We start from the raw sequence: 13257 nt of genomic DNA on the forward strand, positions 1-13257 counted from the left end.
ATGTCCGACCCCGCAGACCTGACCGCCATTGAGACCCGCCGGCTCATCGGCGCGCGTAAGCTATCGCCGGTGGAACTGGCGGAAGCCTGCATTGCCCGGACACAGGCTATCAATCCGGCGGTCAATGCCATCGTCGCAACCAATTTCGACAGCCTGCGCGCACAAGCCCGCAAGGCGGAAGAGCAGGTCTTGAAAGGCGAACCGCTCGGTCCGGTTCATGGCCTGCCCTTTGGGGTAAAGGACATGATCGACGTCGTCGGCCTGCCAACCACCTTTGGCTCGGAGCTGTTCAGGGACAATGTTGCCGCCAGGGACGATGCCATCGTCGCCGCCATGCGCCGGGCCGGAGCCGTCGTCCTCGGCAAGACCAACAATCCGGAATTTTCCGCCGGCGGCAATACGGTCAATGCAGTCTACGGTCCGACGGGCAATCCGCATGATCCCTCGAAGAGCGCTGCCGGCTCCTCCGGCGGTTCGGCCGCGGTGCTTGCAACCGGTATGGCGCCCCTTTGCACCGGATCGGACACCGGAGGCAGCCTCCGCAGCCCCGCCGCCTTCTGCGGGGTCGTCGGCTTCCGCCCCTCTCCGGGCGTGGTGCCGGGTGATGGCCGTGGCATGGCGCTTATGCATCTGTCGACCTCCGGCCCGATGGCGCGCACGGTTGCCGATACGGCACTGATGCTGTCGGTCATGGCACGGCCCGACCGGCTTGACCCGTTCACCGCAGTGGCAAATGGCAAGACGCTTTGGAACCCGCGCGACTTTGCGGCACTGCCCCGGTGCGAGCTGTCGTCTTTGAAAGTCGCCTTCACTGAAGACTTTGGTTTCGCCATGACGGAAAAGGTCGTCCGCCGGGCCTTCCGTAAACGGGCGGAGCTTCTCGCCCCGCGGTTTGCCGTGGCGGAGGAGACGGCACCCGATTGTGCATATGCGGACCGGATCTTTGCGGTGCTCCGCGCTGTCATGATGCTCGGCGCCCACCACGCCAATACGACGAGATATCCGGGCCGATACGGACCGAATATCATGGCCAATGTCGAGGAAGGCCTGTCCTACTCGGCCCTTGACGTCGCCGACGCGATGAACCGTCAGGGTGAGTATTACCGCAAGTGGCAGTACTTCTTCGATGTCTATGATTTTGTCCTGTCACCTGCGGTAACGATCAGTCCGCGCGATTGGCACGAACTCTATCCGGCGCAGATCGACGGTGTGGCGACAGCCAGCTATTACCAGTGGCTGGCCCTGGCCTATGCCTCCACGATCCCGGGCCATCCCTCGATCACCATCCCGATGGGCAGGGATGAGTTTGGCATGCCCTTCGGCCTGCAGATCGTTGGCAAGCGCAACGACGACCTCGGCGTATTGGCATTTGCCGCGGAGATCGAAGCGGCTTTTGCCGGTGACAGCGCGTTCGGCGCACCGAAGCCGGATCTTGACGCGCTCAAACGCGCAAGCCCACTTCTGCAAGCTGCGTGCTGAACATTCGCCTGCGCGGCGGAAGCGGTCAAAACCGCAGGGGAGCGTTGTCCTTGACGCTTTTCATAACGAAAAACGTCCGTGTCTGCCGCACTCCCGGAAGCGCAATGAGCCGCTCGCCGTGCAGCTTGTTGAAATCCGCCATGTCGCAAACGCGGATTTTCAGCAGGTAGTCGAAATCTCCCGCCACCAGGTTGCAGTCGAGAACTTCCTGCATTGCGTGTACGGCCTCCTCAAAGGAGGCAAAGCTCTCCGGGGTCGACCGGTCCAGGACGACACCCACCATCACTAGCGCACCAAGACCGACCGCTTCCGGCGCGATACACGCCCGGACATCCATCACATATCCTTGTTGCATCAGTCTCTCGGTGCGGCGGTGGCAGGTGGCGGGGCTAACGTTCACGCGCGCCGCCAAGTCCGCATTGGTCAACCGGCCTTCTGCCTGCAAGGCCCGCAGAATCTTCATGTCGGTCCGATCGAGTTCGTTCAAGAGAGAATCTTTCATAAATATCTATAATTTTGATAGAAATTCTATTTTTATTGCGCTTGATTGAAAATTAAAAGAAAAAATACAAGAAAATTCGGGAGCACCTTTCAACAAAATCTCCATAAGGTTTCCGGCATCAGGTCCGCGGAGCCAAGCCATGTCACTATTGGAAAAATTCGAACGTTACCCGCTCACCTTCGGCCCGACGCCAATCGAACATCTGCCGCGCCTGACGCAGGCGCTCGGCGGCAAGGTTCAGATTTACGCCAAACGGGACGACTGCAATTCGGGGCTTGCGATGGGCGGCAACAAGCTGCGCAAGCTGGAATATATCGTCCCCGATGCCATTGCCTCGGGAGCGGACACGCTGGTTTCGATCGGCGGCGTTCAATCCAATCACACACGGATGGTCGCCGCGACCGCAGCCAAGATCGGCATGAAATGCGTGGTCATCCAGGAAAAATGGGTGCCCCATTATGATGCCGTCTACGATCGCGTCGGCAACATCCTGATGACCCGGCTGATGGGCGCCGACAGCCGCCTGGTCGACGACGGTTTCGATATCGGCATCCGCAAGAGCTGGGAAGACGCCATCCAGTCGGTCAAGGATGCCGGCGGCAAGCCCTATCCGATCCCGGCCGGTGCATCCGTGCACAAATACGGAGCCCTCGGTTATATCGGTTTTGCCGAGGAGGTCGCCAGACAGGAAGACGATCTCGGTTTCAAGTTCGACTACATCATCGTCTGTGTCGTCACCGGTTCCACCCAGGGCGGCATGATTGTCGGATTTGCCGCACAGAACCGGGCCGACCGAGTTATCGGCATCGACGCATCCGGAACCCTCGATCAGACGCGGGCGCAGGTTCGCCAGATCGTCGACAAGGCCGCCAAACTGGTCGGGCTGGAACGAGCCGTCCGGGAAGACGAGATCGTGATCAACCCCGACTATGCCTACCCTGCCTATGGCGTCCCTTCCGAAGAAACCAACGACGCTATCCGCCTGGCCGCCCGCACGGAAGCGATGATGACCGATCCGGTCTACGAAGGAAAATCGATGCAGGGCCTGATCGACCTGACCCGGAAGGGCTTTTTCCCCGAAGGATCAAGGGTTCTTTATGCCCATCTCGGCGGCGCGCCTGCACTGAACGGCTACAGCTACCACTATAAGGACGGCTGACGGCGTCATTTTGAACCGCACCGGGTTGATCGGAGGTTCCACTTACTCAGAAGTTGGTGCCTCTGGTCTGCTGCCGGCTTTCCGGGCACCACTGTGGATGGTCGGACCGTGCCGGGAACATCGCACCTCAGCAACCGATCCAGATAGGCCGGTTTCGGGGTCACGCCACCTCGGCCGGCGTCGCTCATGGCGCCGTTATGGGCGAAGAGTGATCAGACCGTGGGAGGCCTGGCAAGCAACTGCTCCTCGATTCGAACACGGCCGACGCCTTGGCCGAAGCGGGTTGAGGCAACGGTCCGCAGACCGAGCTGTCACCTTCGCCATTGAACGATCTCTTATAAATTCCGCATGATCAAGAATTCATCGTTCAGATCTCATGATCCATCTTTGCCCCAATCAGAAGGAGCTATCGCGATGACCACAGCACAATCACCGATCAATTCCGGATTCAGTCGAGCCAGCACGACGATCGACATCATCAAAGGCGTCGATCTTGTCGGCAAGGTTGCGATCGTCACGGGCGGATATTCGGGCCTCGGGCTCGAAACGGCGCGCACGCTCGCCTCGGCCGGCGCGCGGGTCATCGTACCGGCCCGTGACGTCGAGCGCGCACGCAAGGCGATTGCCGAGGCTGGCGGCGGCATGGAGGTTCAATTCATGGACCTCACCGACCCAGGCTCGATCGACGATTTCGCGCGCGACTTCGTCGAAACGGGCCTGCCGCTTCACCTGCTCGTCAACAACGCCGGCATCATGGCGCTGCCCGAACTGAAGCGCGATTCACAAGGCAACGAGTTGCAGTTCGCCACCAACCATCTCGGTCATTTCCGGTTGACCGTGCGCCTCTGGGCCGCCTTGAAGCGAGCCGGCGGCGCGCGTGTCGTCTCGGTTTCCTCCGCCGGTCACCGCTTTTCGCCGGTCGTGTTCGACGACATCAATTTCGAGCATCGCGACTATGATCCCTTCAAGGCCTACGGCCAGTCAAAAACGGCCAATATTCTCTTCGCGGTCGGTGTCGACCAGCGCGGCAAGGAAGACGACATTCGTGCGTTCTCACTCCATCCCGGCGGGATAGCGGCAACCAATCTCGGCACGCATGTCGGGGTGGAAATGCTGAAAAATACCGGGTTCGTCGATAAAAATGATCGGCCGGTCGTAGATTTGAGCCGTGACCTGAAGTCGGTGCCACAGGGAGCCGCCACGCATGTCTGGTGCGCGGTCAGCCCAAAGCTTGACGGCATGGGCGGTGTGTACTGCGCCGATTCCGATATAACGCCCATGATTCCGAAGGGCGGTTCCGTCGATCTGGGCACAGAAGACCGCTCGAAGCGCCTCATCGGTGTCGAGGCCTACGCGATCGATCCAGACGCGGCAGAAGGACTTTGGCGCAGAAGTGAAGCTCTGACCGGAATATCCCTCCGAAGGTAGAGGTCTCAGGTTCGAAGCCCTTCGCCCGCTCCAGTTTCCTTGGGGGTCCGACCCTGGGAGATAGGTAACAGTTTGTTCCTAGGACATGGGTGACAATCTCGTGGCGAACGGATTGTCGATGGTTTGCAGTGTTCTTTGTTCCAGGTAGATATGGGTCGGACTTTTCTTGCCGATCATGCGCAGCCACCGGACATCGATGATGGCATGCCCATGCTATTAACTCCCATTATCGAGTTGGCCGAGCGCTTCGCTCAGAGAAGTGGTGTTGACTGACATTGGACGTTACAATTTGAAAAACTGGCTGAAATGAGTCACATAACACGTCTGTAGGCAGTGTCAGTCCGCCCAATCTCAGTTCGGTTTTAAAATTAATGTAAATGGCTGAAAAATATAAGAAAATTGCCATCGCGCCCATGATGGACTGGACGGACCGGCATTGCCGCGTGTTTCACCGTCAGCTGACGCGCCGTGCGCTGCTGTATACGGAAATGGTCACCACCGGCGCCGTGATCCATGGCGATCGCGCGCGGCTGCTCGGCTACTCCGATGTGGAGCATCCGGTTGCCTGCCAGCTTGGCGGCTCCGAGCCGCGCGATGTGGCGGAGGCCGCGCGGATCGCGGAAGGCTTTGGCTACGACGAGATCAACCTCAATGTCGGCTGCCCGTCCGACCGGGTGCAGTCGGGCAGTTTCGGCGCCTGCCTGATGGCGGAGCCGGACCTGGTGGGCGACTGCGTCGCCGCCATGAAGGAGGCCGTGTCCATTCCGGTCACCGTCAAATGCCGGCTGGGAATCGATGACCAGGACCCCGAGGAGGCATTGGACCGGCTGGCCGACGCCGTGGTTTCGGCGGGCGTGGACGCGCTGTGGGTGCACGCCCGCAAGGCCTGGCTCAAGGGCCTGTCGCCGAAGGAAAATCGCGACGTGCCGCCATTGGACTACGACCGCGTCTATCGGCTCAAGCAGCGCTTGCCGGATGTCTGGATCGGCATCAATGGCGGCATCGCGACGCTCGATGACGCCGAGCGTCACCTCGAGCGCGTCGACGGCGTGATGCTGGGCCGCGCGGCCTATCAGCAACCGGCGCTTCTGGCGGCGGTCGACAACCGCATCTATCGCGAGGACACGCCTCCCGTGCAGCTTGAGGCGGCGATTGAAGCGCTCTTGCCCTACATCGAGGAACAACTGGCGCGTGACGTGCGCCTGTCGCATATCACGCGCCATATTCTCGGGCTGTTTCAGGGCGCGCCCGGCGCCCGCGCCTGGCGGCGGACGCTTTCGACGGAAGCTGTGAAGGAGGGCGCCGGGCTCGAGGTCATCGAAGCCGCGCTCGCGCATGTCACCGGCGGCGTATTCGACGTGGCCGTGGCCTGATCGTCAGGGCTGCAGGATCATGCGGCCCTTTTCCACCCGCCAGGAGGCCAGGCGGTTGAGCGCGTTCATGCCGAAGAGACTGCTGCGCAGCTTTCCAGGCGGCGCGACGAAGGCCCGCAGGCGCCGCAGTTCCGAGCCGGCGATCGTGACCGTGTCCAGCTGCACCTGGGCGACGAGCGCCTGACCGTTGGCGGTGGTCACCGGCGTGCGGAAATTCAGCGCCGCTGTGTCCAGGCCGATGGCGCGCGCGTCCTCGTCCGTCAGCGTGATCATGCTCGCGCCGGTGTCGACCAGGAAATGAACCGGCGCGCCGTCGACCGTTGCATCCAGTGTGAAATGGCCGGAGCGATCCTGCACCAGCGCGATGGTGCCGTCGTTCTGCTCGATGGCATAGCCGGGAACCAGCACGCCGACGGTGCGCCAGAAGACGGTTTCGAGCTCATAGCGCATGGCGTAGCCGGCCACCAGGATGACGCCGAGGCTTGTCCAGATCAGCATGGAGCGCAGGGCGGTGCCGAGATTGCGCGGTGAAAACAGCAGACTTGCTCCCAGGATGAGCGCCAGGGCGGACAGCTTGACGAGCTGCGGGCCGCTCCGATCGAGATTCGCGGTTGCGGGATCCTGGTCCCAGAAACCGATGTAATAGGCCACAGCCCCGGCCATGAAGACGCCAAGTCCGGCGATGACGATGTATTTCAGCGCTGTCATCACGCGGTCTCCCCTGCGAGGGCGGCCATGCGCGCCGGCAACCGGTCGGTGATGGTCTGGCGCGCACTGTCATCAAGGCCGCCCCAGGCTGCAATCTCATCAAGCGTGCGTGCGCATCCCCGGCACAGGCCGCTGGCCTGGTCGATCACACAGATCTTGATGCAAGGGCTCGAGCGGGAAACCGTCATTGCCGTCCTTTGTTTTGGCTCAATCAGGCCGTGGCGCGCCTCGGGACATCGCTTACGCAAACATAAGAAGGCCGATCAGGAAGGCAAGCGCGGCGAGCTGTTGCGCGGCGCCGATAACGTCGCCTGTGTGGCCGCCGATCTTGGCGCGGGCCAGAGAACCGGTGCCCAGGGTGGCAAGGCCGCTTGCTCCCAGCGCCGCGAGCCAGTGCGCAAGGCCGATGGTGACCGCCTGCGGCAGCGTCAGCACCGCGCCGAGCACGAAGGCGCCGACGACCGCATCCTTTCCTGGCTGGCCTGCCTGCGCGGCGAGGCCGCCCGGCCGCGCGCACGGCAGCATGACCCAGGGCCAAAGCGCCACCGCGCGGCTGATCGCGCCCGCGCCCACCAGCGCCAGGGCGGTGGCCCAGGCCCCGTGCCGGATCAGAAGCGTCTCGAGCAGGCCCGCCGCCAGTATCAGCGCCATGGCCAGGGCCAGAACGCCATAGGTGCCCACCCGGCTGTCGCGCATGATGTCCAGCCGCTTCTCGGCCGTGTGCGCGCCAAAGAATCCGTCCGCCACATCGGCCAGCCCGTCCTCGTGCAACCCGCCGCTCGTGGCGATCAGGGCGCACAGCGTGAGCGCGGCGATCACCAGGGGCGGCAGCGCGGTGAGGCTCAGAGCCAGCAGCAGGAGCGCGCCGGGAAGCGCGATCAGCGCGCCCGCAACCGGCGTCGCGCGGGACGCGCGGGTGAAATCGGGCATGGCGGCGGGGTCGTCGTCGGGGCCGAGCCGGGGCACGGGAAGGCGCGAGAAGAATCGCATCGCCGCCGCGATGTCGGCAAGCCACGGCGCGAGTGCGCTCCAAAGCGGGTTTCCCTGCGTCTTCATGGGTGTTGGCGTCCGTGCTTGTGTTTGCGACCTTGCTGGTTATAGATCGCGGCCAAATCCGCGCCAATGCCAATCGCCCTTTCGGAGAACCCCGCATGTCCCAGACCCTGTCCGGCCAGACGCCCACCGGCCTTCCGTTCGACGACATCCGCAATCTCCTGCCGCAGATGCCGGGTCCCGATCTGGATGCGGTGGCGGTGGTGCGCGCGCGCGACGCGCAGCTCACCAAGCCGGCGGGCGCCATGGGCAGGCTCGAGGATCTGGTAGAATGGCTCGCCGCCTGGCAGGGCGAGGGGCGTCCCAAGGTGACCCGGCCGCTGGTCGCGGTCTTCGCCGGCAACCACGGCGTCACCAAACAGGGCGTGTCGCCGTTTCCTTCCGACGTCACCGCGCAGATGGTGGCCAATTTCGGCGCCGGCGGCGCGGCCATCAACCAGATCTGCATCGCCCACGATCTCGGCCTGAAGGTCTTTGAACTGGCGCTGGAGTTTCCCACCGGCGACATCGCCGAGGAGGACGCGATGGACGAGCCGACCTGCGCGGCGACCATCGCCTATGGCATGGAAGCGATCGCGGGCGGCACGGATCTTCTGTGCATCGGCGAGATGGGCATCGGCAACACCACCGTGGCGGCCGCCATCTTCCACGCGCTGTACGGCGGCGCGGCAAGCGACTGGGTCGGCCCGGGCACCGGGCACGACGCGGCCGGCATTGCCCGCAAAGCGGAGGTGGTCGCCAAGGCCGTCGCGCGCAACGAAGGCGCCCTGAAGGATCCGCTGGAGGTGCTGCGCCGTCTCGGCGGGCGGGAAATCGCCGCCATGGCCGGCGCCATCCTGGCCGCGCGGCTGCAGCGGGTTCCCGTGATCGTCGACGGCTTCGTGGCGACATCCGCCGCCGCCGTCCTTCACAAGATGGATGCCACCGCGCTCGACCACTGCCTGTTCGGCCATGTCTCGGCGGAAACCGCGCACCGCCGCGCCCTCGACGCCATGGGCAAGACGGCGCTGCTGGATCTCGGCATGCGGCTGGGCGAGGGGACGGGGGCTGCGCTCGCCGCCGGCATCGTCAAGGCCGCCGCCCAGGTGCACGACGGCATGGCGACGTTCGCGGATGCGGGCGTCACGAACAAGGACTGAGCTGCAACGGTGCGGGCTATGACGCCTGGCGCATGCCGGCCGCCTGGGGGCGATGGGTCGGCTCGATCTGCGGCATGGCTTCCATCACGCGCGAGCGCGGGAAGGTGACGATCACTTCGGTGCCTTCGCGCAGCTTGGACTTCAGCTCGAACTTGCCGCCGTGCATCTGCATCAGCGCCTGAACGATCGGCAGCCCGAGGCCGGTGCCCTGTTCCGCGCTCTTAATCGCAACGGAGCCCTGTCCGAAGGCCTGCATCACCACGGGGATCTCGTCCGCCGGGATGCCGGGGCCATTGTCGCGGATCGAGACATACTGCCCGCCGCTGGCCGTCCAGCCCACCTTGACGGAGATCTCGCCATTCGTCGGCGTGAATTTCACCGCATTCGTCATCAGGTTCAGCACCACCTGGCGCACGGCGCGCTCGTCGGCCCAAAGCTTTGGCAGATCCTGTTCGAACTGGTCGTTGAAGCTGATGCTCTTGCTCTTGGCGCGCAGCTTCATCAGATGCAGGCAGTCCTCGACGATGTGCACCAGGGTGGTGGCTTCCTCGTTGAGCTCGTAGCGGCCCGCCTCGATGCGCGAGAGGTCGAGGATCTCATTGATCAGGTTGAGCAGATGCTGGCCGGAATTGTGGATGTCGGAGGCATAGTCCTTGTAGGTCGCGTTCTGCATCGGCCCCAGGACTTCGTTCTGCATCACCTCGGAAAACCCGAGAATCGCGTTGAGCGGCGTGCGCAGCTCGTGGCTCATGGTGGCCAGGAACCGGGACTTGGCGAGATTGGCCTCCTCGGCGCGGCGGCGGCTGTCGTCGCTGACGGCCTTGGCCTGCTCGAGCTCGCCGATCAGCTCGTCCTTCTGCGCCCGGTACTGCAGCATCATCACGTTGGAGGAATGCATGCGGAAGCCGAGGATGACGAAGAAGATCTGCGCGCCCACCGCCATCGCGGCCATGGCAAAGAAGATCGGCTCCTGCTGCTGCACGAACACATAGACCATCGCCACGGTGATCGGCAGCGTGGCCGCGAAAAGCGCGCGCGGGAGGTTCGATGACAGCATGGTCATCATGGCGATGATTACCAGCACGGTGGCGAACTGGAAAACCTCGAAGCTGGCGGTGTTCACGGTGTTGACCGGCAGCATCATGATGGCCGCCCAGGCAAGGCCCTGCAGGAAATCGCCCATGACGAAATTGCGCCGCCAACGTTTCAGGTCGATCTCCGCAATCGGCGTCTTCTCGAAACGCGAGCAGATCGACAGCATCAGCAGATGGGCCAGCGTCACCGCGCTGATCCATGTGACGATGTTGGCGGCACCGATCCAGAAGTAGCAGATGCCGGCGATGATCATGGCGAAGGCGGGCAGGGCGAAGGCGGCGCTGATGCGCGTCTTGGCATAGATCAGCGTCAGCTCGTGGTCGAACTCCGGCCGCATGCCGTTGACCGTGTTCAACTGCTCGCGCATGCCCGTGACCGTGCGCTGCACGGCGCGGCGGCGGCCTGCTCGTTCGCTGTTGAGGGCGGTCTTTTCGACGCCCGATACATTCGGTTTGTCTATCATGCCGAACGGCGGCTCTTCGGTTGCGCGGGAGTTTCGATCAGGATCCAATTCCGAGGCATCTTCGTCACAAACTCTTAAGATCGGCCTCAGAAATATGGTTAACGATTTGCAAACCGGCGCATTCGGGGCTTTCCTTGCGACATGCGAACAGGGACGCAGAGCCCTCGAATGACAGGAAGGAATGCGCATGGCGGGATCTGATTTTTCCACACTGAAACTCTTTGACGGAGGCCGCGCGCCGAACCCGCGCCGGGTGCGCATCTTCCTTGCCGAAAAGGCAATCACGGTTCCGCTTTCGCCAATCGATATCGGGGCGCTGGAGCAGAAATCGCCGCAGTTCACCGCGCTCAATCCGTATCAGCGGACCCCGGCGCTGCAGCTCGAGGATGGCACCGTCATCGCCGAAAGCGTCGCCATCTGCCGCTATTTCGAGGAGCTGCGGCCCGAACCGCCGCTGATGGGGGTGGATGCGCGTGACAAGGCGATCGTGGAAATGTGGAACCGGCGCGTTGAGATGAACCTGTTTGGTGCGGTGGCGGCGGTTTTTCGCCACTTGCATCCATCAATGGCGGGAATGGAGGTGCCGCAGATCGCCGCGTGGGGTGAGGCGAACCGCCCGAAGGCGCTGGACCAGCTCGCGTTTCTTGATGGAGAACTCGCCGGCCGGCCGTTCGTTGCCGGTGAGCGTTTCACCATCGCGGACATAACCGCTCTGTGCGCGGTCGATTTCTGCAAGCCGGCGAAGGTCGAGGTCCCCGAGACACTCGTCAACCTGCACCGCTGGCATGCGGAAGTGTCCGCGCGCCCCAGCGCCCGGGCTTGACCGGGCGAGGCAGGCAGTCGGCAATGGGAGAGTCTGACATCACCGGGAAAGACGACCTCGCGACGCTTCTCGACGAGATCCGTGCCTGTCGCGCCTGTGTCGAGGCGCCGATACGCGCCAGCCTGCCGCATCGGCCGCGGCCGGTGGTCCAGGCAAGCTCGACGGCCCGGTTGTGCATCGCGGGCCAGGCGCCGGGCACCCGCGTGCACGCCACCGGCATTCCCTTCAACGATCCGTCGGGCGACCGGCTGCGCGACTGGCTTGGCGTCGGCCGCGAGGTCTTCTACGATCCGTGCCGCCTTGCCATCGTGCCGATGGGATTCTGTTTCCCCGGCCTCGACGCCAAGGGGGGAGACCTGCCGCCGCGCCGCGAATGCCGGGCGCTGTGGCATGACCGTCTGTATGAGGCCATGCCGCAGGTCGAACTGGTCTTGGCCATCGGCCAATATGCACAGGCGTATCATCTGGGCGCGGACCGGAAGCGAAACCTGACGGAAACCGTCGGCCATTGGCGGCAGATTTTCGCCGGTGAGCGTCGCCCGCGTATCCTGCCGCTGCCGCATCCCTCCTGGCGCAACAACGCGTGGCTGAAGAGGAACCCGTGGTTCGAGACGGATCTGCTGCCCGTGCTGCGCGCTGAAGTGGCGCGGCTGATCGATATCAAGGCGCGGCATCAAGATCCCAAGCAGGCTGACCGGACTGTCGAGACCGGTTTCACTGTGAATCGCGACCTCCGGAGCAAAGGCTGATGTCTGCCGAACACCCGTTCGAGGTGATTGTCTCGCTGTTTGTCGTTCTCGTCAGTGCGAGGCTCGCGGGCAGCGCGGCGCGCCGCATAGGTCAGCCGGCGGTGGTCGGCGCACTGCTGGCGGGCATGGCGATTGCCACCGTGTCGGTCTTTGGTGTGCCGTATTTCGAGCTGTTGCAGGATTCCGCCGCCGTTTCGGCGGCCGCCACCGCCGGCATGTTTATCGTCTTGCTCGCGGCGGCTGTCGAAATCGCGCCCTCCGAGTTGGCGCATTCGTTGCGCCGCGGGCTTATCGTGGCCTTTGGGGGCGTCACCGTGCCGTTGGCGGCCGGTTTCGCGCTGGCGCTTGTGTTTTTCCCGAAAGGCGATGGACTGCTGGCGTTGGCCTTCCTGTTCGGCATCGACATGTCGATCACCGCCATTCCGTCGGCGCTGAAGGTCCTGTCGGAACTCGGAATGCTGCATGCGCCACTCGGGCGCACGATCATTGCAGCCGCTTTGTTCGACGATGTCATGGGCTTGTTGCTCGTTGCCTTGATGGCCGCCTTCACTGATATCGGCGGCGGCACGACGACGTCGATTGCTCTGGATATTGGCGCCACGGTGCTTGGCCTGCTGATCTATGGCGGCACGACGATCGCGATCGGTACGCGAATTTTTCCCCATATTCACCGCGGCGTGAAGGCTCTCGATCTTGCCGCGGCAGAGTTGTTCGCGCTGGTTTCAGTCGCGCTCGCCTATGCGGCTCTCGCTGAACTTCTCGGCCTGCATTGGGTGCTTGGTCCCGTCATGGCGGGAATCTTCTTCGAGCCGGTGCGCATCGGCAAGCGCGGCTTCAACGAAGTGCGCATGGCGTTGGGCGGCATATCCGATGGGCTTCTGGCGCCGGTCTTCTTTTGCTCCGTTGGCATGGGGTTCGATCCGTTCGCCATATGGCAGGCACCGGAACTGGTGGCGTTGGCAACAAGCGTCGCGATTTGCGGCAAGCTGATCGGCGCAGGCGTTCCGGCCCGCATGAGTGGATTGTCGCGTACCGCGGCCGTCGCCGTTGGCATTGGCATGACGGCGCGCGGCGCGGTGGAACTGGTTGTGCTTTCCGTCGCCGTGGAAGCGGGGCTGCTCGATCCGGAGAACAATGTCTTCCATGACAATCTCTACTCCGCTCTTGTCGCGACCTCTGTGCTCAGCACCTTGCTCGCGCCGCTGGCCTTGCGCTGGTGGCTGAAGAAATATCACGTCATCGGCGAACAGCCTGGGGAGCCGGCCCCGGTTGAAGCCGGCCGTTAG

General features: G+C 63.5%; 13 protein-coding genes. 8 read left to right on the forward strand and 5 right to left on the reverse strand.

The genetic code is table 11. The features are described 5' to 3' along the window. Positions 1-1479 carry an amidase family protein gene (locus D1F64_RS08545; protein WP_117412094.1) on the forward strand — a complete coding sequence of 493 codons (1479 nt, stop codon included), beginning with the start codon at positions 1-3 and terminating at the stop codon, positions 1477-1479. Positions 1480-1504: 25 nt separating this feature from the next. Here the strand turns inward: D1F64_RS08545 and D1F64_RS08550 are convergent, their stop codons facing one another. Then, complete coding sequence (locus D1F64_RS08550) at positions 1505-1981, reverse strand: Lrp/AsnC ligand binding domain-containing protein (protein ID WP_117412095.1); 477 nt, start codon at positions 1979-1981, stop codon at positions 1505-1507. A 139-nt stretch (positions 1982-2120) separates the two neighbouring features. On the opposite strand from D1F64_RS08550, the gene D1F64_RS08555 reads away from it, so the two are divergent. The 3 genes from D1F64_RS08555 (at position 2121) to dusA (ending at position 5941) form a co-directional block, all read left to right on the forward strand. Then, a complete protein-coding gene (locus tag D1F64_RS08555) occupies positions 2121-3140 on the forward strand; it encodes a 1-aminocyclopropane-1-carboxylate deaminase (RefSeq protein ID WP_117412096.1) in 1020 nt (339 codons plus the stop codon). Between the two features lie 414 nt (positions 3141-3554). Then, complete coding sequence (locus D1F64_RS08560; protein ID WP_117412097.1) at positions 3555-4568, forward strand: SDR family NAD(P)-dependent oxidoreductase; 1014 nt, start codon at positions 3555-3557, stop codon at positions 4566-4568. A gap of 377 nt (positions 4569-4945) precedes the next feature. After that, positions 4946-5941: a tRNA dihydrouridine(20/20a) synthase DusA gene (gene dusA / locus D1F64_RS08565; protein ID WP_117412098.1), complete on the forward strand. Its 996-nt coding sequence runs from the start codon at positions 4946-4948 to the stop codon at positions 5939-5941. Positions 5942-5944: 3 nt separating this feature from the next. On the opposite strand, the gene D1F64_RS08570 is transcribed toward dusA, so the two are convergent. Genes D1F64_RS08570 through D1F64_RS08580 form a run of 3 tightly spaced genes read right to left on the reverse strand, consistent with a single transcriptional unit; the run spans position 5945 to position 7705 of the window. Continuing rightward, positions 5945-6649 (reverse strand): TIGR02281 family clan AA aspartic protease, encoded by a 705-nt coding sequence (locus D1F64_RS08570; protein ID WP_117412099.1) that lies wholly within the window; start codon positions 6647-6649, stop codon positions 5945-5947. Then, positions 6649-6837 (reverse strand): DUF1289 domain-containing protein, encoded by a 189-nt coding sequence (locus tag D1F64_RS08575; RefSeq protein WP_117412100.1) that lies wholly within the window; start codon positions 6835-6837, stop codon positions 6649-6651. The genes D1F64_RS08570 and D1F64_RS08575 overlap by 1 nt, the downstream gene beginning before the upstream one ends. 52 nt (positions 6838-6889) lie before the next feature. Then, the gene (locus D1F64_RS08580; RefSeq protein ID WP_117412101.1) at positions 6890-7705 is read right to left on the reverse strand and encodes an adenosylcobinamide-GDP ribazoletransferase; all 816 of its coding nucleotides are present in this window, start codon (positions 7703-7705) and stop codon (positions 6890-6892) included. Positions 7706-7800: 95 nt separating this feature from the next. Between D1F64_RS08580 and cobT the strand changes: the two genes are divergently transcribed. After that, positions 7801-8841, forward strand: a complete 1041-nt coding sequence (gene cobT / locus D1F64_RS08585) for a nicotinate-nucleotide--dimethylbenzimidazole phosphoribosyltransferase (protein ID WP_117412102.1) — start codon at positions 7801-7803, stop codon at positions 8839-8841. 16 nt (positions 8842-8857) lie between these two features. Here cobT and D1F64_RS08590 read toward each other — a convergent pair whose 3' ends face one another. Then, positions 8858-10399: a HAMP domain-containing sensor histidine kinase gene (locus D1F64_RS08590; RefSeq protein ID WP_117412103.1), complete on the reverse strand. Its 1542-nt coding sequence runs from the start codon at positions 10397-10399 to the stop codon at positions 8858-8860. A gap of 211 nt (positions 10400-10610) precedes the next feature. Between D1F64_RS08590 and D1F64_RS08595 the strand changes: the two genes are divergently transcribed. From D1F64_RS08595 to D1F64_RS08605, 3 genes are read left to right on the forward strand one after another with little or no spacing between them, the layout of a single operon-like run. Continuing rightward, on the forward strand, positions 10611-11222 hold the full coding sequence (locus D1F64_RS08595) for a glutathione S-transferase (protein ID WP_117414510.1): 612 nt from the start codon (positions 10611-10613) through the stop codon (positions 11220-11222). A 23-nt stretch (positions 11223-11245) separates the two neighbouring features. Next, a complete protein-coding gene (locus D1F64_RS08600) occupies positions 11246-11971 on the forward strand; it encodes a uracil-DNA glycosylase family protein (protein ID WP_117412104.1) in 726 nt (241 codons plus the stop codon). Beyond that, a complete protein-coding gene (locus tag D1F64_RS08605; protein WP_117412105.1) occupies positions 11971-13257 on the forward strand; it encodes a cation:proton antiporter in 1287 nt (428 codons plus the stop codon). Before D1F64_RS08600 ends, D1F64_RS08605 begins: the two co-directional genes overlap by 1 nt.

Source organism: Breoghania sp. L-A4 (assembly GCF_003432385.1).
Taxonomy (GTDB): domain Bacteria; phylum Pseudomonadota; class Alphaproteobacteria; order Rhizobiales; family Stappiaceae; genus Breoghania.